Consider the following 23,715-nt stretch of genomic DNA (forward strand, 5'->3'; position numbering starts at 1 on the left):
AAAGAAACTTGCAAATTTTAAAACGAAAGTGCTATACTATATAAATCAGAATGAGACGCAATTAAGAAAGGATTTATTTTATGCTTTGGAAAGATAAGTACGCGTTGGGTGTGACTGTAGTGGACACCCAGCATCGGGAGTTATTTAATCGGGTTGAAAGCTTTATGCAGACGGTCCGCTCTTCGGAGTCCTGGGACACGAAGATCGAACAGGTCAATGAAACCCTGGAATTTATGAAGGCTTATGTGGTGGAGCACTTTCGCGATGAAGAAGTCTATCAACAACAGATTGGCTATCCCGGCTATGAGGCACATAAGCAGATTCATGCAGATATGGTTAATTATGTGTTGGCGGTTTCTGCTCAGTATGAAAAAAGCGGCTTTGATGAACAATTAATGCAGCAGTTTGCCGGGAAACTTTTGGCGTGGCTGATCAATCACGTTGCTTCAGAAGATCAGAAAATTGCCAATTATGTCTTGGAGACGGGAGGACAACAGTGATGCAGACACAGGTTTACAATTCTTTTCTGGAGGCTACCAGCAATGTTTTTGGACTAATGATGGATCTTACAGACGTTACCGATGCTTTGGTAGAACGCTTCGAGTGTAACGGCGAGCTGGATATTGTCATCGGTGTGATTGGGGATTTAAAGGGAGAAGTGATTTATCGGTTTCCCCATGAGACATCACTGGGGATGGTAAAAATCATGAGCAATATGGAATTTGATGCGGTCGATGAGTTTGTGATTTCGGCAATTTCGGAGATTGCCAACATAATCAGCGGCAACGTGTTGACGATTCTTTCGGAAAAAAATCTAACCTGCGATATTCTCCCCCCGGTTCAGGGAATGGGTAAAGAAAACGCCGACTATAGCCTGCAGAAGATATGCTGTATGACCACGTCAGTGGGTGATGTTGGTCTCGAAATACGTTTGAATCCAGCCAGCTGAGGCGGCCTTCGATAATTTTCTGGTGTATTCTTCATTGGGACTATCAATTTTGGTACGGATAAAGCCCTGCCGGCAGCAAGAAAAGCGGTCAGTCGGCGATATGTTCTAAGCGTAAATATGATTTAAAGCTAAGAAGCTCTGATATATTGTCGGAGCTTCTTTTAGGTCTTAATGAGTAATAAGAATGAAGCAGAAATACGATTGATGGAAGGAGGTATTGTTTTATTATCTTTTCTTTCAGCTGAACCTCTGTTAAAATACAGAGGAATCATCCAATCAAAAAACAAGTTGAACGATCAATCGTCAGCTGATAATTATTAAGCATGTGTTTAGATTAAAGGAATGGAGTGAGAAAATGAAAAGAATGATTAAACTGGTTTGTCTGGCAATGGGGCTGTTAATGCTACTGACGGCCTGTTCAACAGGAACAAAAACCGCCTTGGATCCCAAGAATCCGGTATCCATTACCCTATGGCACTATTATGTCGGAGATAATAAGATCGCCCTGGAAACAGCTGCGGACACCTTTAACAAAAGCGTGGGCTCCGAAAAAGGGGTGGTAATTAATACCGTGGCTAAAGGTAGTATTGCTGAGCTGGAAAAAGCCGTTACTGATTCAGCGAAAGGGGTTATTAATGCCGAAGCCATGCCGGAATTGTTTTCTTGTTATCCGGACAAGGCGTTAGAAATTAATGCACTCGGAAAGCTATGCGATCTAAACGTTTACTTATCAGAAGAGGAGAAGGCCCTGTACGTGGAAGAATTTTTAAATGATGGCTTGTTCGATGGCGATCAGCTCTTAGTTCTTCCGATTGTAAAAAGTACCGAGCTGCTTTATGTCAACGAAACGGCCTGGAACAAATTTGTCTTGGAAGGTGGAGGAGATGCAAATAAGCTAAATACCTGGGAAGGGGTTTATGAGGCATCCCGGGACTATTACAAATGGACGGATAACCTGACGCCAGAAACCATCTGGGATGGGAAAAGCATGGTTGGCATTGATTCGGTTGCTAATTATGTAATTATCGGCAATAAGCAATTGGGGGTAGAAGTCATTGATGGAGAAAATCAGCAGATGGTTTTGAATCGGGAAGTGATGAAAAAAGTCTTTGATACTTATTATGGCGCAATGAGCTTAGGGTATTTTAACGCCGTCGGTAAATTTCGCTCAGACGACATTAAAGCCGGCGATCTGGTAGCCTACGTGGGTTCATCGTCGGGCGCGGCTTATTTTCCAACTTGGATCGAAAAAGATAATACCCAGGCCCCAATTGACTTTCTGGCCCTGTCTTATCCGGTCTTTGAAGGGGGAAATCCAGATGCGATACAGCAGGGGGCAGGGATGAGTATTGCAAATTCAACGCCGGAAAAACAGGAAGGCGCAGCTGTTTTTCTGAAATGGTTCACCTCTGAAGCCCGGAATATTGAGTTTGCCATGACTACTGGCTACTTACCGGTACAAACGGCTGCTTACGAAAATGCGGATTTTAAGGCATCGCTGGGAAATATGCGGGCAGGCGGGGCCGCCCAAAAAAATATTGCTGCAGTTTATGACATTGCCCTAAATCAGATTATGGAAAGGGATACCTATGCCTCATTACCTTTTAATGGAAGCTATGAGGTGCGAACCATTCTGGAAAAATCGCTGGAGGCCATGGGCGAATCCGGACGTCAGAATGCCGCTACATTAAAGGCACAGGGGTTGTCAGAGGACGAAATATTAGCGCAATTGGATCTAAATGCCCAGTTCGAAGAATGGCTTTCAACTATTCGTAGCCAACTTGATGAACTGGGGATATCCTATACTGAAATTTAAGCCATAAAAATCATCTGATAAGGAAAAGTATATGAAAAAAACCTGGACTCTCCGTAGACAGTTGAATATTTTACTGGCTTTGATTGTGATCTTTCAAAGCGTTGCCTTATTATTGGCCCTATGGGTATCCCAGGTGTTTTCCATGCTGGATGCGGAAGCGGTCCGTTTGCTAAGTAATACGACAAAAACCCGGATGGAAACATTTAATTCATCGGTTGGTCAGACAATTGCAAATATGGCTGACGAGACCGAACAATTGAGTTCAGAACTAACTTTATTATCGCAAGAACAGGAGCGTTCACCAGAGCGCTTGTATCTTGATGATGATTCGTATCATGAGGCGGCTATGCTGGCCAGCGAGACATTGGTTTCAATCTTAAAAGAGAATCGGGTAACGGGTGCATTTTTTGTTTTAAACGGATCCAATTCAAACAAAGAGGATCCTTCTGCTCATTCGGCGGTTTATATTCGCAATCCCACCCCGGATAGCGGTAGGATGTCAAACTATTTGCTTGAAATTGGACCGATTGCGGTTTCCAAACACTATACTATGGCAACCAGCATCCGTTGGGATCTGGAGATGCGATCAGATGAGTATAATGGCGCATTTGATTTTTATGAAAAGCCAATCTGGGCCAGTAGCCAGTTTAAAAATGCTGAAATGGAACGCTATGGCTATTGGTCAACGCCCCGGGATCTGCTAAACGACAGTCAACAAGTGGTTAGTTATACCCTTCCTATTTTAGACGAAAATGGGAACGGCTATGGGGTGGTTGGGATCGAAATTGATATGCCTTATTTTTCTCAACAGTATCTGCCGGATTCGGACCTTCTTTATCCTAACAGCTTCTATGTTATCGCGGGATTAGAGGATAAAGTCTTGAATCTTGACTGGTTTATTCCCGGCGGGGTATTGGCAGAAACTTATTTAAAAAGTGGCGAGCAGCTGAAATTAAAGCCACTAAAAAATGAAGGAACCTTTGAAATTATGTTAAACGAGTTGGGACCGATGGTTTGTTCAATTCGGGAATTGAAGGTTTATAGCGACAACTCTCCTTTTGCTGATCAAAACTGGAGCTTAGCCTGTTTTGTGCCCAGCGAAGTATTACGAGAAAATTCAATAACGGTACAGGAGAAGTTGATTTATAGTATTTTGCTCACCACCTTGCTGGCATTCACGGCGGTTTTTGTACTGGTCTACTTTTTCACCCGCAAAATCTCACGGTTATCAAAATATGTTCGGGAGTTGTCGCCTTACGACGAAATTTATTTCAAACCAACCGGAATGCTTGAAGTGGATGATCTGACCTCGGCCGTTCAATTGCTAAATCAAAGACTAAAGAATGTTTCTAAAACTACCTCTAAAATCTTAGAACTCAGTTTATTGCCAATTGGTGGTTACGAAGTTCTAGATAGTAACAACCAGGTAATTTTCACGGACTTTTTATACTGGCTGCTGCATGTGGACCCCGGCAGTCAAATTTCCCAGGCCGACTGGAGTAAATACTATCAGAAACTGACTCAGCAACCGGTGGAAGATCAGGAAAACATTTATGCGTATTATGATGACTACACCAAGAAACAGCTTTGGCTTCGTATTTTAGAGGCTAAATCACCCAACGGTGTGGTTGGTGTGATCCAGGATGTGACAGAAGATATCGAAGAAAAACGGCGTTTAACCAATGAGTTGGATTATGATGCGCTCACGGGCTTGTTTAGTAATACTGCTTTGAAACGGGAGACCAGTCGAATAATCAAAGAAAAGCCAGATGAAATCGGGGCCATGATTTTCATCGATTTGGATAATCTTAAATACATTAATGATAATTTTGGTCATGATGTAGGGGATCGGTTGATTATTCGGGCCAGTGAAATCTTCCGGTATTTCGAACAATATAACGGCATTGTTTCCCGGATTTCAGGAGATGAGTTTGCCATTTATTTGCATAATTGCGGCAATCAGGAGGAAGTTCGAAAGATTCTAAAAAATCTCTATAATTATGGCAAGCAATTCTGTCTAACCACATCGGATGGCAGTGACAACCAGATCCGTTTTTCAGCGGGGGTTGCCTGGTATCCTCAGGACGCAACTGACGTGATGGATTTGTTAAAACTATCAGATTTTGCGATGTATGAGGCAAAACACAAGGAAAAAGGGCGCTTGTTTGAATTTAATCGGGAATATTATCAAAAGATGTCCTATCTGCTGGAAAATCGCGAGGCGATCAATCGACTATTGGATGAACAACTGATTCGCTTTGCCTTTCAGCCGATTATTGATTTGAAATCCGGCGAAATTTTAGGATATGAATTTTTAATGCGGCCATTGCTGGATAATTTTAAAAATCCTGCTGAAATTCTGGCCGTTGCTGCCGCCCAGTCAAAATCAGCACAGCTGGAACGGATGCTTATTGTGATGGCATTTGAAACAATTGAAGCTCATGCTCAGGAATTTGGAGCGTGTAAAATATTTATTAATAGTATTCCCAGTCAGGTACTGAGCAACGAGGCGAATGAAAAAATCACATCCCGTTATAGTCACCACTTTAAAAATGTGGTAATCGAAATGACGGAAGAAGATGGTCGCAGTCCTGAAAGTTTATTAAAAAAGGTTGCTCATATCAAAAATAGTGGCATGCAGATTGCACTGGATGATTTTGGTAGCGGTTATTCTAACGAAATTCGGATTTTATCGCTCTTACCGGATATCATAAAAATCGACATGGAGATGATTCAGGGTATTCATTGTAATGTTGACAAACAAAATCTGGTTGCTAATCTGGTTGATTTTTGTCGTAAAAAAGGAGTTAAGGTGATTGCAGAAGGGATTGAAGACGCAATGGACCTGGCTACTGTCATTGTAATGGGCGTTGATTACGCTCAGGGCTTTTATCTGGGCCAACCGGAGTTTGAGATTTCAGCAATCAATCCGGAATTACAACAAGAAATTTTGAATGCGCATAAAAAAGCATAGGAAAAACCCTTATCCACAATAGTGTCGGATAAGGGTTTTTTCAGGTGACGTAAAAGCGATAAAGAAATAAATCAGGCTTCTCTGATTTTGCTAAGTAGCGGCGTTTTTGTGACTACCAGCCATAGTCCGCCCGAAAGCAGCCCCAAGATGATGTTAAGTGATCCGATGATGAGGATCAGGTTGTCCATGTTAAAGGAAATAATAATCATCCCCAGGCTTCCCATAATGGTGGCAAAAGACCCCATCAGTGAAGAGGCTGAACCGGCATCTTCGGTTTGCTGATCGAGCATCAGATAGGCACTGGGCGGCCGGGCGCAACTGCTGGCCAGGGTTGCCGGAAATAATGCCAGGGCAAAGATAAAGGGATTGCTTTGCCCAAACAGAAGAATAGCCAGACCGCTTAAAATGGTGATACCAAAACAAAGATTAATAATCGAAAAGCGTTTGAAGTGGTTGGACAGTTTGATATAAATTAGTGGACCTAACATCATGGCCAGGGCGTTAAAGGCAAAAAAGTAACTGTAAATCTGGCTGCTAACGCCAAAATCATTTTGATAAATGTAGGAGGACGATGAGATAAAGGCCAACCCTGAAATGCTAGATAAGGAAAAGATAAAAAGCAGGGACGTAAAGGCCGGATTTTTAAGCACCACCCCCAGTCGCCCCAGGGTACGTAGAATGCTTCCAGAACCCCGTTTTTCAATGGTTTCCTGAAAGGCGATTGAACCCAGAAGAATGATGATACCAAGTAGGCCCTGAATGATAAAGATTCCCCGCCAGGAGGTAAGGGTCAATAGCAGCGCCCCGATCACGGGAGCAACAGCCGGAACAATGATAACCATCGACTGAACGATGGCCAGTGTTTTTTCCCGTTTTCTTTCCAGGTAGACATCTTTAACAATGGCTGTGGCCACCGCACTGGCCGAACTGCCGCCAATGGCTTGTAAGACCCGGAAAAAAATAAGCTGATAAATGTTGCCTGAAACGGCACAGAGTAGGCCAGCGATGGCATAGCCGGTAACGCCCACCAGTAACACCGGTCGGCGGCCGAACTTATCACTGAGCGGTCCCCAAATTAACATCCCCACACTAAAGAAAATAAAAAATAGGATCAGGGTCAGGTTGGTCAGGTAGCCAGGCACATTAAAATAGGTGGTCATGGTGGGTAGGGCTGGCAAATAAAGGTCAGTTGACAGCGGCGCAAAAGCGCTCAAGAAAACCAGGAAAACCAGCAGGCCTCGATCACCCAGATATTTTTGTTTAGAGGTGCTATCGTTTGAAGCATTTTTCGGATTATTCATTTTTTCTCACATTCTGTAAATTTAGGATTATATTTTAACCATATTTAATATTATAGCCAATAAATATTATTTTTCAAGGATAGTTTGGGGTTTGTTATGCTTTTATTTTGCTAAAAGCAAAAATGAAGCACTTAAAATTGCATCTAAATAAGTAATTGTCTTTATAAAGCAATAGCGGCCTTCCGGTCTGGTCGAAAAATAAAGACGCATTTGACATTGAATAAATGAAGCGTTATAGTAAACGCAGGCTTTTCTGACAGTCACCGGATATTATTACAGAAAGGCCAGAACGTGAGGAGTCGAAATGGAGATATTGTTTTTTATCGCTATTGGCATCATAGCGATTTTCGTTGTTAGTCTAATTAGTAAAAGAAAAGCCGAAAAAAATTTAAGGAAACACTTAATAAATGCCTTTGGAAAGGCGCCAAGCAGTTTTGATCCGGATATCTGGGGAAGTGTATCCAATTATTGGGATAGAAAGCGCAAATATGAAACCATTGATGTAGCCATTGACGAATTAACCTGGAGTGATCTGGACATGGACGATGTCTTTAAACGGTTGAACACCTGCTTGTCCTCCGTTGGTGATGAGGTGCTGTATGCAACGCTTCATGAGCCAAGATGGGATGATAAACCGCTTAAGGCGAGAGAGAAGATAATTGCTTTTTTTGAGGACAATCCCAAAGAACGGCTGGAAATTCAAATCATTCTTTCTAAATTGGGCCGATCAAACTACAATGACGTTTCGGCATTGATTTTTGAAAGTCAGCTAAAAGCATTAAAAAATCCGTCAGTTTATACGATTCTAACGGTTATTCCATTTTTCTGCGCTGGGGTTTGTCTGATCAATCCAATGATTGGACTGGTAGGCCTAATTATTTCGCTCATAACCAACGGTGGCGTTTATTATTATTTTAAAAAGGAAATTGCAAAAAACTTATTGGTCATTCAGTATTTATCGGCCATACTCAGATGTTGCAATCGCTTATTGGCGTATCAAACAAGCGATGGACTAAAAGAGATTCTCGAACAAATCCGGGAAGATAATGAACCCTTCAAATTTCTCGCTGGCAAACTCTCGGGAATCATGATGGGAGCGGGTTCTGATCTTGATATATTGCTGGAATATTTTAAGATTATGACACTCTATGATTTCAGGACTTATAACAAAGCCATTGCATTGGTGACCAAAAATAAAGAAGCCTTTCACCGCATTTATCAAAATATCGGCGAATTGGATATATCCATCGCTTTGGCTTCTTTTCGCAAAAGTTTGTCGGGTACTGTGACCCCATCCTTCTCAGAGTCGTTTAACGTTGTCGCCACTGATTTATATCATCCACTGTTAGAATCACCGGTCCCCAATGATTTTGACCTTAGTCAAAACAGTTTAATCACCGGGTCTAACGCGTCGGGAAAATCGACCTTTGTTAAGGCCTTGGCCATTAACAGTATCTTTGCTCAAACCATTTACACCTGTACGGCTAGCAGTTTTTCTCTTTGCCATTGTCTGCCGATTACGTCCATGGCCGTGCGAGACGATATATTGACTGGCGACAGTTACTTTATGGCGGAAATCAAATCGCTGAAGCGGACCCTTGATCAGGTGAGCCATCATCCCTGCCTTTGTTTTATTGATGAAATACTAAAAGGCACGAATACCATTGAACGGATTGCAGCCTCATCAGCAATCCTTAATTATCTTGACCAGAAAAATTGTCTGTGTCTGATTGCTACCCATGACATCGAACTCACCAATATTCTATCGAAAACCTATAATAATTATCATTTTCAGGAGACCATCACCGATGAAACCATTCTTTTTGATTATCAACTACACGCTGGCCCGGCGCAAACAAAAAATGCCATTGCCTTGTTAAATTATCTGGAATTTGACCAGACGATCATTAAAAATGCGAATGTACTGGTGGATACCTTTGTGGAAACTGAAAAATGGCCAGACTGCTTAAAATGGTAATCCCCCCAAAATTAATAACAGATTATATTTCAAATAATTATGCCCACAGGTCAAAAAAATTGACTTGGGTATTGAGACTGAATGTCAAAGTCAGGAGAATTGGAAATGAATATCAAAACAAAGTATGTCTTATCAACAATACTAGCCACGGTGATTGCAGTCGTAACTTATATCACTTTGCATGAAGCAGGACATTGTCTGGTAGCATTGGCATGTGGAGCAAAAATCACAAAATTTAGCATTCTGAGTGCTAGTATGGCTTATGAAGGCGGTGTGTTTAACCGCTTTCAATTTGCCTTGTTTCATGCGGCAGGAGCATTATTCCCGATTATCGTTTGTTTTTTGCTGTTGTTTTTTTATCGACGAACCCAGAAGGGAATGCTCTATCATCAATTCTATTTCATGTTTTCGCTGATCAGTATTGCTTCTGTATTTGCTTGGATTCTGGTGCCCATTTGCAGTATATTTACAGAAGTACCACAAGGGGATGACGTTACCAAATTTATGGTAGAAACTGGTTTTTCCCCGCTGATTGTCGTCTTTGGAGCATTGATGATTATTCTGCCGATGATTTTTCTGGTGAGAAAAAAAGGAGTGCTGGGGGTGCTCATTGATATCGCTAAAAAAGTTGCGTGATATCGTGCAGCAGAGTAAATATGAGACTGGCATCGGCGGTATGGCGTTAATATCTTTAGACTACGTTTTTGCGTCTTTATAGGTATAAGCACATTCACGATTAAATTGCTTAAGCGTGTTCGATCTCCAAGCGACAGGCATTCATGTACTGGAGGATTTTTGCGACACCAAAGGTCAAAGCGGTGATGATCAGATAAATTCCAATTAAACCAGAACTCAATTTATCATAGAGCTGGCCAAAAATAATTTGTCCAATGGGCATAAAAGCCGTGGATAGAGCGGTGGTCAGGGCCATGGTTTTACCCATTAAATTTTGGGGGACCTGCAGCTGAATAAAGGTCAGCGCCTGGATGTTGACATTGGCAACAAAAAACATCAGTATAAATCCGAACAGGGTAAAGAGGATATAAGCGGTCAGATGCGGTGGAGTGCTACCAAGTAGCCAGGGGGTTAAACTCAAACCCATCCCCAGAATACCAATGCCCATAAGGATAAAGAGCCGATGCAGCTTTTCAAAAGGATTATATTTAGCAACAACTGTCGAAAAGATAGCTCCGATAATCATCCCCATTCCCAGTAGGCCTTCAGAGATGCCGTAGAGTTGATCGGATACCCCCAGAATAATCTTTTCGACATAGGGCACACCCACCGTATAAAGTGGGGTCATAAAAAGATTGATTCCGGCTGCCATAAACAAGATGTATAAAACAAAGGGTTTATCCTGAGATAAGAATTTAAGCGTTGCTTTAATATCTTTGGCATAAGTCACAAGTGGCGAGGCGTTCATTTTGCTTTTTTTAAAAGGGATGGTTAAGAACAATTCCATTACACCAGAAACAAAAAAACTGATCATATTAATTATCAGAATAACCTTAAGCCCCAAGATCCCATACAAGAATCCCGCTGAGATGGGACCGAGTAACATCGTTAGAGCACTGATCTGACTGATCATACTGTTTCCAGCATTATAATGTTCAGGGGCAATGACGCTGGGGATGCTGGCCCGGACAGTGGGCTCATAAACACTGTTAATAATCGACAAAACAAAGATGAGAATCCCGATCCAGAGGATTTGCTGGTCATTGCCATAAATGAAAGCAGCAAAAAAAGCAATGATAATGGTGCAACAAAAATCGAGGACGACCATCATCCGTTTTTTACTCATCCGGTCGGCAATCGCACCGCCAATCGGTGCCAGGAAAATGGCCGGTAAAATGGATAGCGAAATAATCAGGGAAAACACCGCGGCCGAGCCGGTAAGATCAAGAATGTAAAGTGAAAAGGCGAAGCGCTGCATGGCATTGCCAAACATGCTGATGAATTGTCCGATGCCAATAATAACGAAATTTTTATTGAATAATTTTTCTGCTTTCATATCAACCTCCTAAAAATGAAATATAGTTCACTTTTATAATCAGTATAGGTTATCATAAATCGATTGTCAATAAAAAAAATGAACGATAGTTCATTTTTAACAAGATCTTGCAAAATAATCACTTTCAGACTATCCTTAAGAAGAGTTAGAGGATGTTTATAGAGAAGGCAGGGGTAGGAAAATGGAGAAAGAAAAGAAAATCCAGGAGCGAACCATTTTAAATCGACAAAAAATATTAAAAGCGGCAAAACACTTGTTTAATGTGAAGGGTTATTATCATACCAATACCAAAGAAATTGCCAAGGAGGCCGGGGTTGCAACCGGCAGCTTTTATAATTATTTTCCGGATAAATTAAGCATTTTTCAGGAGATTATGATCATCCATCTGGAAAGAAATGTTGCGGATTTATGCGAACTGACACAAAATCTCAATGAGAAGCCGGATCATGCCAAAGCGGCGATTATAAAATACGTTCATAATGGCATGGATCATGCGTTTGAAAATCAGGTTATGTTTCAGGACTTTGACAGTATTCTCCTGGCAAATCCTGAATTAAACAAAATTATCGGCGCGTTCTATGACAAAATAATAACCGGAATTTATGACTTCTGTAAAGATAGTCCCCATGTCATAAAGCGCACCGCCAATCCTCTGGTGATGTCTCAAATGGCTTATTTTCTGGTTCAGGGCACCTCCGAATTAATGGCTAAACTACCGGAAGATGTCGACAAAAGAGAATATGAGGAGCAATTGGCACAAATTGTCTATTGGTATCTATTTGATAACTAAAACGCGTAAATATGAGGGGCCGGATGATAAATTAAAAAAAAGGTATTCTCACATTAATGCGGTCGGAATTGCCATTCGCGGCCGTAGTATGTGTTGTTATTGGAGAAATCTATACAGGACCTGGTTTTCTTGCGGTCTCAACTTTATTATTGGGGTTCATATAGGGCTTATTTAATAATCTCAAATCCGCTCAAATCTTAAGACAATTACGCTTTTCAATCAGTAGATTAACCGTCGTGTGATCATCAAATAACTTAAAGCTGCGAAACAAAACATCCGCCTTTAGGGTGAGCCCATTAGCCTTGATCGTATAGCTTAAAATGTTACCCCTTAAGGTGTGCTCTTTAATGATGCCAGTGAACTGATAGGCTTCGTTTCGAAACGCATGGGGCTCGGACGAGATTTCCACTGTTTCCGGACGGATGGCGATTTTTTGTCCATCAGGATAATCTTCGCCGGAAATAGTTGAAAAGACCTGGCCGGGAATAATATTGTAATTACCCATAAACTCTGCTGCAAAATAGGTGCTTGGTGCCGTATAGATGTCAAAGGGTTTTCCGGATTGCTCAATTTTGCCATTGTTAAACAGGTGAATGACATCCGACATAATCATCGCTTCATTTTGGTCATGGGTCACAAAAACGGAGGTGATCTTCATTTCGTTATGAATTTCTCTAATCCGGGCTTGTAGTGAACGCCTCAGTTTGGCATCAATGGCGCTTAGGGGTTCATCCAGTAACAGCACCTTGGGTTTGGTTACGATGGACCGGGCAATGGCAACCCGTTGTTGCTGGCCGCCGGAAAGCTGAGCCGGATAGTGGTGCTCCTTTCCTGTAAGTTCCACCATCTGGATGGCATTGCGAGCTTTTTCATCAATGATTTCCGGCTTCATTTTTTTAAGCTTGAGTCCATAACGGATGTTCTCCAGAACAGTCATATTGGGAAACAGACTGTATTGCTGAAAAATCATCCCGATATCCCGATCCTTGGGGTCTTTATGGGTGATGTCCTGGCCACCTAAAATAATCTGGCCATCCGAAATGGTTTCCAGACCAGAAAGCACCCGCAGTAAGGTGCTTTTGCCGCACCCGGAAGGTCCGAGCAGGGTCACAAAACTCCCGGCTTCAATGACCAGATCAAGATTTTTTAAAACGTGATTTTTGCCATAAAAGTGATTGATGTTTTTTAATTCAATGGTTGCCATTTAAATTTCCTCCTGGTCATGATGTGGCTTTTTATAGGCATATACACCGGCTGACAAGGCCATGGTGATGAGAAACAGGACAACGATGATGGCACTACTCAATTGACCGGATCGGAATAGGGCGCGGTAGAGATAGATTTGAACCGTCTGATAATAGTTTCCGCCAATAATATTAACCACCACAAAATCGCCAAAAATAATCGCCATGGATAACATCAGCGACACCTTAATGCCGGATAAAATATTCGGGATGATAATCGAAATAAAGGCATAGGCTTTGCTGGCACCAAGAATCTGGGCCGACTCGATTAAATTCTTGGCATTGATAGTTGTCATGCAATTCTTGATACCCCGATAAATATAAGGCAAAATGATAATACAATAGGTTCCGGTCAGCATCACAAAACGATTAGACAGAGGCATCGGTGCATTGGCATAGAGTGACAAGACCCCAATCGATAAGATGACTCCCTGAATAGAATAAGGGATCATGGTGAGAATCTGCATGTATTTATCAAGCCCCGGTAAATAAAGTAAAATAACATACATCGCCAGGAGTACAGTAACCGTACAAATTACTACCGGTACCACCGAAATAATAATGGTGCGAACAATGGCGATCAGAAACTCCATATCGGTAAAAATTTCAATATAATACCGGAAGGTCAGGCCATGGGGGAGAATATCCCGCCATTCCATACAAATGGAATAGATAAAGGTCATCAAAATTGGTAAGATCAGATAAAAACAAATCAACAGGATAATCGGCTTACTGTTTGGTTTTTCAGTCATTGATTTCGGCCTCCCTGTTTTTTTACCATGTAATTCTGGAGCAGCACTGCGAGTACCATCAAGAGCATCATGACGACTGCAAGGGCTGACCCGAAGGCCGGTCGTTGGACAATATCGCCCACAAACTGCTCGGTAATTCGGATTGGCAGTAACGAGAAATTATTCTGCAGCAGGGCATAAGCCGTTGCATAGGCAGCCAGAGCATTGGCAAAAAGAACACTCATGGTTCCCAGAATCGCTGGTGTCAGCACCGGGATTCCCACAGATTTCCAGAATTCCCACATCGATCCACCCAGCAGTTTTACCGAATCAATCCATTCCTTGCGGATTCCCTCAAAGGCCGGAAACAGTAACAGGGTCGCCAGCGGGATCTGAAAATAAATATAGATAAAAGCTAGTCCCGTTACCGTATAGAGATCAAAATGAGCCAGGGCATCAATCCCCAGTTTTGAACCGATGATGACAAATACGCCGGTAGAGCCAAACATAATCATGTAGGAAAAAGCCAGTGGCACCCCGGCAAAATTTGAGGTCATATTAAGAATCGTCATAAACCAGGTTTTGGTTTTGGAATCGGTGCTGTTTCCAGCCTTGGCTCCAAAGAAACCAATCACAATCCCCACGCAAGCCGAAGCGATCGAGATGATCAGACTGTTGACAATGGCCTGCTGATAAAGGGGCTTGGTGAAAATGGCAACGTAGTGATCCAGGGTAATACCTGTGCCCCCTTCGACCATAAAGGAACGAAAAATCGTCATGACCAGGGGGATTATTTCAAAGAACAGAGTCAGCAGCACAAAGGGAATCAAGGCTAAAAGGTAGGTGTCGATTTTTTTACGACTCAAGAAATTCAATTTTCTGACTCCTTAAATCCTGCATCTCGCGACCTTCATTAATCATCAGCAGTTTGCACAGTAAAGGCGCGATTAACTGTTGTGAGATGGGTTCATCGGTAAAAAATCCTGTTTTGACAGTGGGCGAACAAATATATAAAGGGACTGTTCGCTGATCGATGGTGTTTCCGCCATGAAAACCATACCGATTCATACCATGATCGGCACTCAGAACGATGGCATAGCCAGCTTCCATCCAGATTGAAATAAAGCTCGATAGGATCACGTTCATCTCCATGGCTTTTTGTTGATAGCGTTGCGGGTCCAGAACCCGATGATGTCCGGCATCATCAATGTTCATGGAGTGAACAAATAAAAAATCTGGCGCAAAGCGCGTTCTTAGAAACTCGCCATCTGAAAAAACATGGGAATCGGGATAGCTGTCATCAAAATAGTAGATGCCATGGTCAATGCCATCGCCTTCCATTTGCAGGCGATCGGTTAAGGGGTTAAAGGGTGCTTTAACATAAAGCTCACTGATCCAATGATAGGCGGCAGCGGCGGTTACTAGGTTATTTTGATGGCACAAACGAAACAGGTTCTCCTTTTGGGAGTGGCGTACCACCAGATTGTTAACAATCCCGTGTTCACAAACCGGAAGGCCGGTAAACAGGGTCTCATAAATCGGCCGGGAGCTGGAGGGCAGCTCGCCCATGACCTTATATTTGGCACATCGCCCGGATTCCACCAGATGTTCCATAAATCCAAAATTTTCGGTTGCCAGATCAAATCCGCAACCATCCACTAAGATAAAGACTGTTTTCCCCATCGTTCCCCTCGTTATAAGCCCTGAATACACGGTCGTGTATTCAGGGCGATTTTAATTTGCTGTAATACAATTTTAAATATGATATTAAAACGATATTCAATACCATTTCGGAAGCTTAAGCTATTTTATTTGGCATAAGCCATGACATCTTCCTGCCAGAGGGTGCCAATGGTTTCGGTTGTGGCAGTCCAGGCTTCCCGGTCTTTTACCATTCTGGCCTTGACATACTGTTCGTCGGGAATCATTTTAGCGGCGACTTCCTGCGGCAGAACAACGTCGCTGCGGATCGGTTTGGCAAAACCTTTAGCCAGGTTAATCTGGCCCTCGTCGCTTAAAATATATTCTCTGGCCAACGCCGCCGCATGAGGACGCTTGGAATAGGCGTTAATCACGGTAGCATAGCCACTTTGAATCGAACCGTCAACCGGGACATTTAACGCAAAGGCGGCATTGGGATTGTTGGTTAAAAACTGCTCCCGGTAACCCAGGGCGTTATAATCCCATAAAATAGCCACGGCCACCTCACCTTTTTCGAGGCGGGATAAAGACAACTCGCCCTTGTCCAGTCGACCCTGTTCAGCCAGCTTTTTAAAGAAATCCAGTCCGGGCTTAATATTGCTCTCAGATCCGCCATTGGCAATCGCTGCGGCCAGCACGGCGTTTTGGGCCTGGGAGGCTTTGGTGACGTCCCCGACGGCGACAACATAATCCCCAGTCATAAGATCAGCAAAAGATTTCGGCGGGTTTGGAACCAGGGCGGTATTGGTAATAAAGGCAATGGTGCCGTAATAACCAATAATCCAGTCGCCGTCATCATCCTTGGCCCAATCAGGAATACTGTCCCAATAGCTGGTTTTATAGGCCTGCGTGAGCCCTTTTTCTTCGGCAACGGGACCAAAGGATTGACCAACATCACCGATATCTTTGGTGGCATTATTTTTTTCGGATTCAAAAACGGCCAGCTCTTCCGCCGAGGACATATCCGTATCGGAATGCTCCAGCCCGTAAGTCGTTTTCAACTCTGACCAGGTTTCACCCCAGTTGGCCCAGGTATCGGGCATGCCGACGGAATCGACCCGGCCTTCGGTCTTGGCAGCGGTCACAATTTCGTCCAGACTTAAGCTGTTTAGATCCACTTTCTCGGCACCAGCACTCTGGGTACAGCCGGATAATAAGCTAACACCTAAAATAAAAGCCACGGCCACACTTATACTTCGTCTTTTCATCATCACTTTCTCCTTTAATCGGTTTAACTATTTAAAGAGCGGTCTGCTCTAATTTTTAAAGGTTTGATCATATCGTTACACAGCATAACACATCAATGAGCCTGGGTAATTGTTAAAAAGGTTAAAAAAGGGTTAAAATTTGGAGAAAAGGGCACTTAACACAAATTTAACCAATTCTTAACTCAAAAATTACCGGGAATGCCTTTTAAAGAGGGTTATGATCCGGGTACAATCTAAGATGAATAAATAATTTAGAATGATCGATAAACACTCTCTGATTGATAATATTCTGATTGCCCCCCTGTACAATCGAAATATTATGGTCAGAAGCGGGTTATTCTTTATTCACAGTCGGAGAGTTGCTTATTAATGAGCGACTCTTTGTTTTAGTACGCAGACTGTTGATACTATTTAAATCGTTATTGAAAGGAATTTTTATGTTTAATCAGTATTTTGGCAATTATCTTCTGGAGAAAAATTTAATCAAACCAGAAGAACTCAGAATGGTTTTAGCACAACAGCAATCAGTCAAGGTGAAATTAGGTGTTCTGGCGATTGATGCTGGTTATATGAATGCAGAGCAAGTTGATAAAATCCATAAGCTTCAGGCAGCAAAGGATAAAAGATTTGGCGAATTAGCCATTGAGGAAGGGTACCTTATTGAAAATCAGGTGGTCGAACTGCTAAACGCCCAAAAAAAATCAAATAGTTTATTGGGACAGCTTCTTATTGAGAAGGGCATCTTTTCCCTGGGGCAATATGAAGACGCGATGCTTCAATACAAAGCAGATTCTAAGCTGACTGGCGATGAGATCCAGGTGCTTAAAAACAATGACATCACGAAAATTGCAGAAATATTTCTAAAAAATTTATCAGGGGATGATGATCGAATACTTCGTGACTATTTTGAACTTTTCCTTAGAAATATTGTCCGCTTTATCGATGATGAAATCCGGATGGAAGCCGCAGTTACCGTGGATTCCTATGCCTATGATTATCTGGTTACTCAGGGAACTGAAGGCGAGTATAATTTCTTTAGCGGTTTTGCAGCTTCGGAAACAGTGCTGGCACAGTTTGCTGGTATTTATGCAGAAGAAGAGATTAGTGGGATGAACGAACTGGCGATCGATGCGTTGGGCGAATTTATGAACTGTCATAATGGGTTATTCTTATCTCAACTGGCCCATCGAGGGATTGAGCTGGATCTGCTGGTCACAGAAGTAAAAAAAGCTGGTGAGGTAAAACCAACAGGAGCACTGTACGTGATTCCCTGTTATTTAAGCTTTGGAAAAATCGATTTTCTGTATGCGGCTACCAGCCCAAATTTTGTTCTAAAAAACTGTTAGTAACACCCTAGGATTTTAAAATAAGTAAGAGGAGGCGTTTCTTATGGCTAAAATATTGATTGTGGATGACTCAGCAGTATCCCGAAAAAAACTCAGAAAAATATTGGAAACAGCAAATCACGAAATTATTGGGGAAGCCGGTGATGGCGCGGTGGGTCTTAAAAAATATCAAGACCTATCCCCTGATCTGGTCACGATGGACATTACCATGCCGGATGTCGATGGCATTACCGTTTTAAAAAATATTATCAAAGTTAATCCGGCGGCTAAAGTCGTGATGATTACCGCCCTCGGTAAAGGCAGTACGATTCTGGAGGCCCTTAATGCCGGTGCTAAAAATTATATTACCAAACCTTTTGCCAATGATCAGGTGATCACGACGATAGCAGAAGCATTAGCTTAATTTTTAGCTTGATTTTGGAAGGACGAGAGATCTAATGATTGAAACGATTGCTAAACTGGCGCAGGCGGTTCCAACCTTTTCGGCGATGGAGAGGGGAAACACGATTCATCATTACTTTGAACAAAACAAAGAAGCGGAAGGCGTTGTTATTGTCAATGACGAACAACCAATCGGTATTTTGATGCGGAACGATTTCTACCAGAAAATAGGCAGCCAATTTGGCTATGCCTTGTATATGGACCGCGATGTGACCCTACTGATGAAATCAGATCTGACCTGTGTGGATAAAAGCTGTGATATGGCTAAGCTTGGTTTTATTGCCATGAGCAGAAACCAGGACAGTATTTATGATTTTATCGTGATTCTCGATAATAAAAATTATGCCGGGGTTGTTAATATCAGAGAGTTTCTAATTGAAATGTCTAAAACCAAGGAACGAGAAATCAAACTTTTAAGTGCTCAGCAGCGGATCTTAAAGCAAACCCATGAAACCGAGAAACGGCATCGCATTGAGATTGAGCAAAAAAATGCCGCCATCAAGAATCTTTTGGATCATGCCGGACAAGGGTTTCTTTTCTTTGGCAATGACCTGCTTATTTCTGAAGAATACAGCCGGGAATGTGATAGTATTTTTGGCGTTTCAATCGGTCGGCAACCTTTTTTAGAAGTGCTTAAACGTTATGTTGACACCGACGGTATCAGGATGATGCAAAATGTTTTTGAAAATGTCTTTCTCAGTGGTGATGCAACACAAAATAAGGTTTACCTGTCGATCCTACCGCCGGAATTAAAAATTCATGAGCGGTATATTCACACGGAGTATAAAATTATTCCCCACGAGACGGGGAAATCAATTATGATGATTCTGACGGATGTGACGCAAAAAAAAGCCTTGGAGCTAAAAACGATAGAAGAAAAAAATAATATTAAGCTGATTGTCCGGGCCATCAGCAGTAAAAGCGAAATTACTCAGTCCATCGAGGAATTGCAGAGCTTTATAAAAAAAGATGTCTTGCCGCTATTGGATAACAAGCAGAGCCCCCAATTAATTTTGCAGTATGTCTTTCGGATTGTTCATACCATGAAGGGTGATTTTGCTCTGAATGGCCTTTTTCACACCTCCCAAGGTTTACATCGGTTGGAAGACGCTTTAAGTGAGATGCAAAACCGGATAAAAACCATTACTAACGATGAAATCCGGAAATTTATTGAGCAGATTGACTGCGATCAACTGTTAGAAAAAGATAGCGAAATTATTACTGAGGCGCTGGGAGCCCAGTATTTTGAAAATGAAGATCGCGTGACGGTCAGTCGGCAGCGGGTTGCCGAAATCGAAAATAAAATTGTGGCGGTGTTCCAAAAAGAAGAGCAAACTGAGATTATTAAGCTATTTCACAGTCTTTTCTTCATTAATGTAAAAGACCTGATTAGGGATTATAATGATTATGTAAAGACGCTGGCGGATCGTTTTGGCAAAGATATTGATGATATCATCATTAGTGGGGATGATGTGTTTATTGACAGAGATCGCTATGCTTCTTTTATGAAATCGCTGGTTCATGTGTTTCGTAATATGGCTGACCATGGCATTGAAGACCCGGATGAGCGCGAGGGCGCGGGAAAATCGGAATGCGGGGAAATTACCTGTGAGCTTAAAAATGAAGGCGACCACTTTTTAATCTCTCTGGCGGATGACGGCAAGGGCATTGATCTGGAGATTATCCAGAAAAAAGCACTGGAAAAGCAAATTTATTCAGCTGAAGAGTTTGCAACACTCACCCGGGAACAAAGACTGGCAACGATTTTTCTGGACGACTTTTCAACCAAAAACACCGTCGATTTGTATTCCGGCAGAGGTGTGGGTCTGGCCGCAGTCAATGCCGAAATCAGCGCGATCGGTGGCGAAATAGCAATCGACTCGGAGCTCGGTAAGTATACCCGTTTCACCTTTGTTGTGCCATATGAGAAACAGTAAATTTCGGACGCAGTAGAAAGATTTTTAGAGCCATAATCAAGAATTAAAACGAGATTCTAGGCACTCCTGCAATAGTTAGGGCAGTCAATATTGACAGATGCAGCCAACTAATTTATAGTATTTAGTTAGATGCACTGTCATTTAGTTATTTCAGTAGGAGAATAGAATGGAAAGCGAACTCAGAAAGACAGAAAAAAGAAATAAGAGCGTCGTCATATCGGTTGTATTGATCTTTGTTGTGACGGTGCTCTTTTTAGCGAGTGTACACAGTAATGAGGATCTTAGTGTTATTGGAGAAAATGTGATAATCCTTTCTAAAAACTGGACAGTCGGTTATAACGAAGTGAAGGAGTCGGGCGTCAGTCTGCCGGTCGACCTTGAGGTTGAACCGGGTGCTACGTATGAGGCCTCAGTAATACTTCCAAAGGTTGCCAATCAGATGAATTATCTGCTGCTTCGATCATCAATGCAGGATATGATTGTTTATTTAGATGGCGAAGAAATCCATCGCGCGGAAAAACCTGTTGCCCGGGGAATAGCAGTTCCGGCGGCGAGTACCTGGGTGATGTTCAAGCTTCCTTCCGGTTTTCAGGGAAAAACCTTAAAACTGGTGTTAAAAAGTGGGGTAACTGCTTTTTCAGGTCATATTAATAAGGTCATCCTGGGAGAAGATTCGAGTCTGGTTTATTATGTGTTTAAGCAGGGGTTCAGCGGTTTTGTCGTTTTTCTGGTGTTATTCATCATGGGGATGATTTCGATTGTTTTTTCTTTTTTCTCAAAGAGTCTCGCCGACAATCGCTTTTTCTATTTAGGTTTACTAGTTGTATCAACCAGTGTCCTGATTTTATCGGAGGCCAGAATTTTGCAACTATTCACAGGAAATCGATACATTATCGGAGGGATCAGCTACCTGATGGTGCCGTTGATGGGATGCTTTTTTTCTTTGTATGTGAAAGAAACAATTTTTGTGAAACTACGGGACAAACGGGTGATGCAGGTAACGGCGGGGCTGTACCTGGGTCTATTAATTACCGAAATACTCTTACAGGGATGGGGGCTCAGTGAATTTATTGAGATCATGAACCTCATGTATTTCGTCATTTTTTTTAATGTCATCGTGTTTGTGCTGCTGATGGTGTCCGAGATTGTTAAAGAAAAAAATCAGAATGCAATACAATTTTTTAAATATATGAGTGTATTGTTCCTTAGTGTTATGCTTGAAGGGATTGCCTTTTTTACCAACCAATTTGACTATACATCGATTTTTTTAAGAATCGGCAGTCTTATCTTTTTTGGCTTGCTGTTGCTGGATTCCTATCTTTATTTTAAAAGGAGTCTTCAGAGTCAGAAGGAGCGAGATCTTTATGAAACCCTTGCCTACAAAGACGTTTTAACCGGTGGGAACAACCGGGCGGCATTTGAACGGGATTTTGAAAAAATCAGAAATAAAGAAGAACCTTTTAGACTGGTACTACTGGATTTAAATGAACTGAAATACATCAATGATCACTATGGCCATACCGCTGGGGATGTCGCCATTAAGACCCTTTTTACAATGATGGATGAGGCGTTTAGGCCGGAGGGGGTGTGCTATCGAATTGGTGGCGATGAATTTGCCATCTTGATCGAAAATACCACCGAAACGGTTGTTAAGCTCAGTTCTCTCCAGCTGAGAAAACAGCTTAAACGGGCCGCCAGCCATTTTGAGTATCCCCTTGAAGTGGCAATCGGTACGGATGTTTACGAGGCTGAGGCCTGGGCGAATATAACCCGGTTTTATCATCATGTGGATCAGAAAATGTATGCGGATAAACTTGAAATAAAGCAAATACGAAAAACAACGCTTGCGTCGAAGGCAAATAAAACAATCGGGTCGGTTCCTTCGCCGGTCTTGAAGAGGTAGGTGATCAAATGGATTCAATAAAAAAAGTAGTCGATGACCAACGAGCATATTTTTTAAGTGGTGAAACAAAAAGTATTGATTTCAGGAAAAAACAACTTAATATTTTAAAAAAGGCCATTCAAAAGAATGAACTGGCAATCATGGCGGCACTGAAAAAGGACTTAAACAAATCGGCGTTTGAAGCGTATGCAACCGAGATTGGCATTGTTTTAGAAGAAATCGGATTTATGCTTAAAAATATAAAGCGTTTAGCAAAATCAAAGCGTGTCAAGACGCCGATTACGCAGTTCCTGTCAAGTAGTCGCGTTTATCAAGAGCCCTATGGTGTGGTGCTGATTATGTCACCATGGAACTATCCATTTCAACTGACCTTAGTTCCACTAGTTGCAGCCATCGCAACCGGCAATTGTGCAATGATAAAGCCCTCAAATTATTCACCCCATACCTCAAAGCTGATTGGCGAGATCATCAGTTCGCATTTTGATCCCGGCTACATAAGCTTTACAGAAGGCGGGCGAGAGGCAAATGAGTCATTGTTAGAGCAAAAATTTGATTATATATTTTTTACTGGCAGTGTTGCGGTGGGAAAAACGATTATGGCAAAAGCAGCCGCGCATTTAACCCCGGTAACCTTAGAATTAGGTGGGAAAAGTCCCTGTATTGTCGACAAAACCGCCAATATCAATCTGGCTGCCAGACGCATCGCCTGGGGAAAGTATTTAAACGCCGGCCAAACCTGCGTGGCACCGGATTATTTGGTGATTCACGAAAGCATCAAGGACGAATTCATTAAGGCGTTGCAAAAAAACATCATCAAGATGTATGGAAAGAATCCGCTTAATAATAATGATTTCCCTAAAATAATAAACAAAAAACATTTTGACCGATTAACCGGTTTAATTGATGAACAAAATGTCATCATTGGCGGCAAGTCCAATTTGCTCTCGAATCAAATCGAACCCACTGTTTTAGATCCTGTCGGATGGGAAGATGTCATTATGCAGGAAGAAATCTTTGGACCCGTCTTGCCAATTATTGTCTTTCGCGAACTTAGTGAAGTTGTAAAAAAAGTAAGTCAGCGGCCAAAACCACTGGCACTGTATTTATTTACAACATCAAAACAAAACGAGAAAATCATCATTGATGGGCTTTCATTTGGCGGCGGCTGTATTAATGATACAGTTGTACAGGTGGCAAGCTCCTATATGGCCTTTGGCGGTGTAGGAGAAAGTGGTATGGGAAGCTATCATGGTGAAGCGAGTTTTAGGACCCTTTCGCATTGTAAAGGTGTACTAAAAAAGAGTAACAAGCTTGACATCTGCTTAAGGTATCCACCTTTTAATGATGCTCATCTCAAACGAGTAAAAAAAATAATGAAATAGGGC

19 protein-coding genes are annotated in these 23,715 nt (G+C 42.1%); 12 read left to right on the top strand and 7 right to left on the bottom strand.

Annotated features, from left to right (window positions below):
- Positions 1–80 precede the first annotated feature (80 nt).
- From DOZ58_RS12930 to DOZ58_RS12945, 4 genes are all read left to right on the top strand, one after another.
- Entirely contained in the window at positions 81–500 is a 420-nt protein-coding gene (locus DOZ58_RS12930; protein WP_111888660.1) for a bacteriohemerythrin, read from the top strand.
- Entirely contained in the window at positions 500–949 is a 450-nt protein-coding gene (locus DOZ58_RS12935; RefSeq protein WP_111888661.1) for a chemotaxis protein CheX, read from the top strand. Before DOZ58_RS12930 ends, DOZ58_RS12935 begins: the two co-directional genes overlap by 1 nt.
- Positions 950–1,304: 355 nt before the next feature.
- Entirely contained in the window at positions 1,305–2,765 is a 1,461-nt protein-coding gene (locus DOZ58_RS12940) for an extracellular solute-binding protein (protein ID WP_111888662.1), read from the top strand.
- Positions 2,766–2,796: 31 nt separating this feature from the next.
- Positions 2,797–5,739, top strand: a complete 2,943-nt coding sequence (locus tag DOZ58_RS12945) for a bifunctional diguanylate cyclase/phosphodiesterase (RefSeq protein WP_111888663.1) — start codon at positions 2,797–2,799, stop codon at positions 5,737–5,739.
- 71 nt (positions 5,740–5,810) lie between these two features.
- On the opposite strand, the gene DOZ58_RS12950 is transcribed toward DOZ58_RS12945, so the two are convergent.
- Positions 5,811–7,040: a multidrug effflux MFS transporter gene (locus DOZ58_RS12950; RefSeq protein WP_111888664.1), complete on the bottom strand. Its 1,230-nt coding sequence runs from the start codon at positions 7,038–7,040 to the stop codon at positions 5,811–5,813.
- Positions 7,041–7,344: 304 nt separating this feature from the next.
- Here DOZ58_RS12950 and DOZ58_RS12955 point away from each other — a divergent pair, with 304 nt between their 5' ends.
- Positions 7,345–9,018 (top strand): hypothetical protein, encoded by a 1,674-nt coding sequence (locus DOZ58_RS12955; protein WP_111888665.1) that lies wholly within the window; start codon positions 7,345–7,347, stop codon positions 9,016–9,018.
- A 105-nt stretch (positions 9,019–9,123) separates the two neighbouring features.
- Complete coding sequence (locus tag DOZ58_RS12960; protein ID WP_111888666.1) at positions 9,124–9,654, top strand: hypothetical protein; 531 nt, start codon at positions 9,124–9,126, stop codon at positions 9,652–9,654.
- A gap of 109 nt (positions 9,655–9,763) precedes the next feature.
- On the opposite strand, the gene DOZ58_RS12965 is transcribed toward DOZ58_RS12960, so the two are convergent.
- Positions 9,764–11,029, bottom strand: coding sequence for an MFS transporter (locus DOZ58_RS12965; protein WP_111888667.1), 1,266 nt, complete (start codon positions 11,027–11,029; stop codon positions 9,764–9,766).
- Positions 11,030–11,210: 181 nt separating this feature from the next.
- On the opposite strand from DOZ58_RS12965, the gene DOZ58_RS12970 reads away from it, so the two are divergent.
- Positions 11,211–11,819, top strand: a complete 609-nt coding sequence (locus tag DOZ58_RS12970; protein WP_111888668.1) for a TetR/AcrR family transcriptional regulator — start codon at positions 11,211–11,213, stop codon at positions 11,817–11,819.
- A gap of 190 nt (positions 11,820–12,009) precedes the next feature.
- Here DOZ58_RS12970 and DOZ58_RS12975 read toward each other — a convergent pair whose 3' ends face one another.
- The 5 genes from DOZ58_RS12975 to DOZ58_RS12995 all read right to left on the bottom strand — a co-directional run bounded on the left by DOZ58_RS12975 (position 12,010) and on the right by DOZ58_RS12995 (position 16,706).
- On the bottom strand, positions 12,010–13,023 hold the full coding sequence (locus tag DOZ58_RS12975; protein WP_111888669.1) for an ABC transporter ATP-binding protein: 1,014 nt from the start codon (positions 13,021–13,023) through the stop codon (positions 12,010–12,012).
- A complete protein-coding gene (locus DOZ58_RS12980) occupies positions 13,024–13,815 on the bottom strand; it encodes an ABC transporter permease (RefSeq protein ID WP_111888670.1) in 792 nt (263 codons plus the stop codon).
- Positions 13,812–14,669 carry an ABC transporter permease subunit gene (locus tag DOZ58_RS12985; protein ID WP_242988507.1) on the bottom strand — a complete coding sequence of 286 codons (858 nt, stop codon included), beginning with the start codon at positions 14,667–14,669 and terminating at the stop codon, positions 13,812–13,814. Before DOZ58_RS12985 ends, DOZ58_RS12980 begins: the two co-directional genes overlap by 4 nt.
- Complete coding sequence (locus tag DOZ58_RS12990) at positions 14,650–15,477, bottom strand: alkaline phosphatase family protein (RefSeq protein ID WP_111888671.1); 828 nt, start codon at positions 15,475–15,477, stop codon at positions 14,650–14,652. Before DOZ58_RS12990 ends, DOZ58_RS12985 begins: the two co-directional genes overlap by 20 nt.
- A gap of 125 nt (positions 15,478–15,602) precedes the next feature.
- Positions 15,603–16,706: an ABC transporter substrate-binding protein gene (locus DOZ58_RS12995; RefSeq protein ID WP_371414172.1), complete on the bottom strand. Its 1,104-nt coding sequence runs from the start codon at positions 16,704–16,706 to the stop codon at positions 15,603–15,605.
- A 434-nt stretch (positions 16,707–17,140) separates the two neighbouring features.
- Between DOZ58_RS12995 and DOZ58_RS13000 the strand changes: the two genes are divergently transcribed.
- The 5 genes from DOZ58_RS13000 (at position 17,141) to DOZ58_RS13020 (ending at position 23,712) form a co-directional block, all read left to right on the top strand.
- Entirely contained in the window at positions 17,141–18,049 is a 909-nt protein-coding gene (locus DOZ58_RS13000; RefSeq protein ID WP_111888672.1) for a hypothetical protein, read from the top strand.
- A gap of 43 nt (positions 18,050–18,092) precedes the next feature.
- A complete protein-coding gene (locus DOZ58_RS13005; protein WP_111888673.1) occupies positions 18,093–18,452 on the top strand; it encodes a response regulator in 360 nt (119 codons plus the stop codon).
- Between the two features lie 34 nt (positions 18,453–18,486).
- A complete protein-coding gene (locus tag DOZ58_RS13010; RefSeq protein ID WP_111888674.1) occupies positions 18,487–20,427 on the top strand; it encodes an ATP-binding protein in 1,941 nt (646 codons plus the stop codon).
- A 166-nt stretch (positions 20,428–20,593) separates the two neighbouring features.
- Positions 20,594–22,330, top strand: a complete 1,737-nt coding sequence (locus DOZ58_RS13015; RefSeq protein WP_111888675.1) for a GGDEF domain-containing protein — start codon at positions 20,594–20,596, stop codon at positions 22,328–22,330.
- 8 nt (positions 22,331–22,338) lie between these two features.
- Positions 22,339–23,712: an aldehyde dehydrogenase gene (locus tag DOZ58_RS13020; protein WP_111888676.1), complete on the top strand. Its 1,374-nt coding sequence runs from the start codon at positions 22,339–22,341 to the stop codon at positions 23,710–23,712.
- The last annotated feature ends 3 nt before the right edge of the window (positions 23,713–23,715 follow it).

This window comes from Acetobacterium sp. KB-1, from assembly GCF_003260995.1.
Classification (GTDB): domain Bacteria; phylum Bacillota; class Clostridia; order Eubacteriales; family Eubacteriaceae; genus Acetobacterium; species Acetobacterium carbinolicum.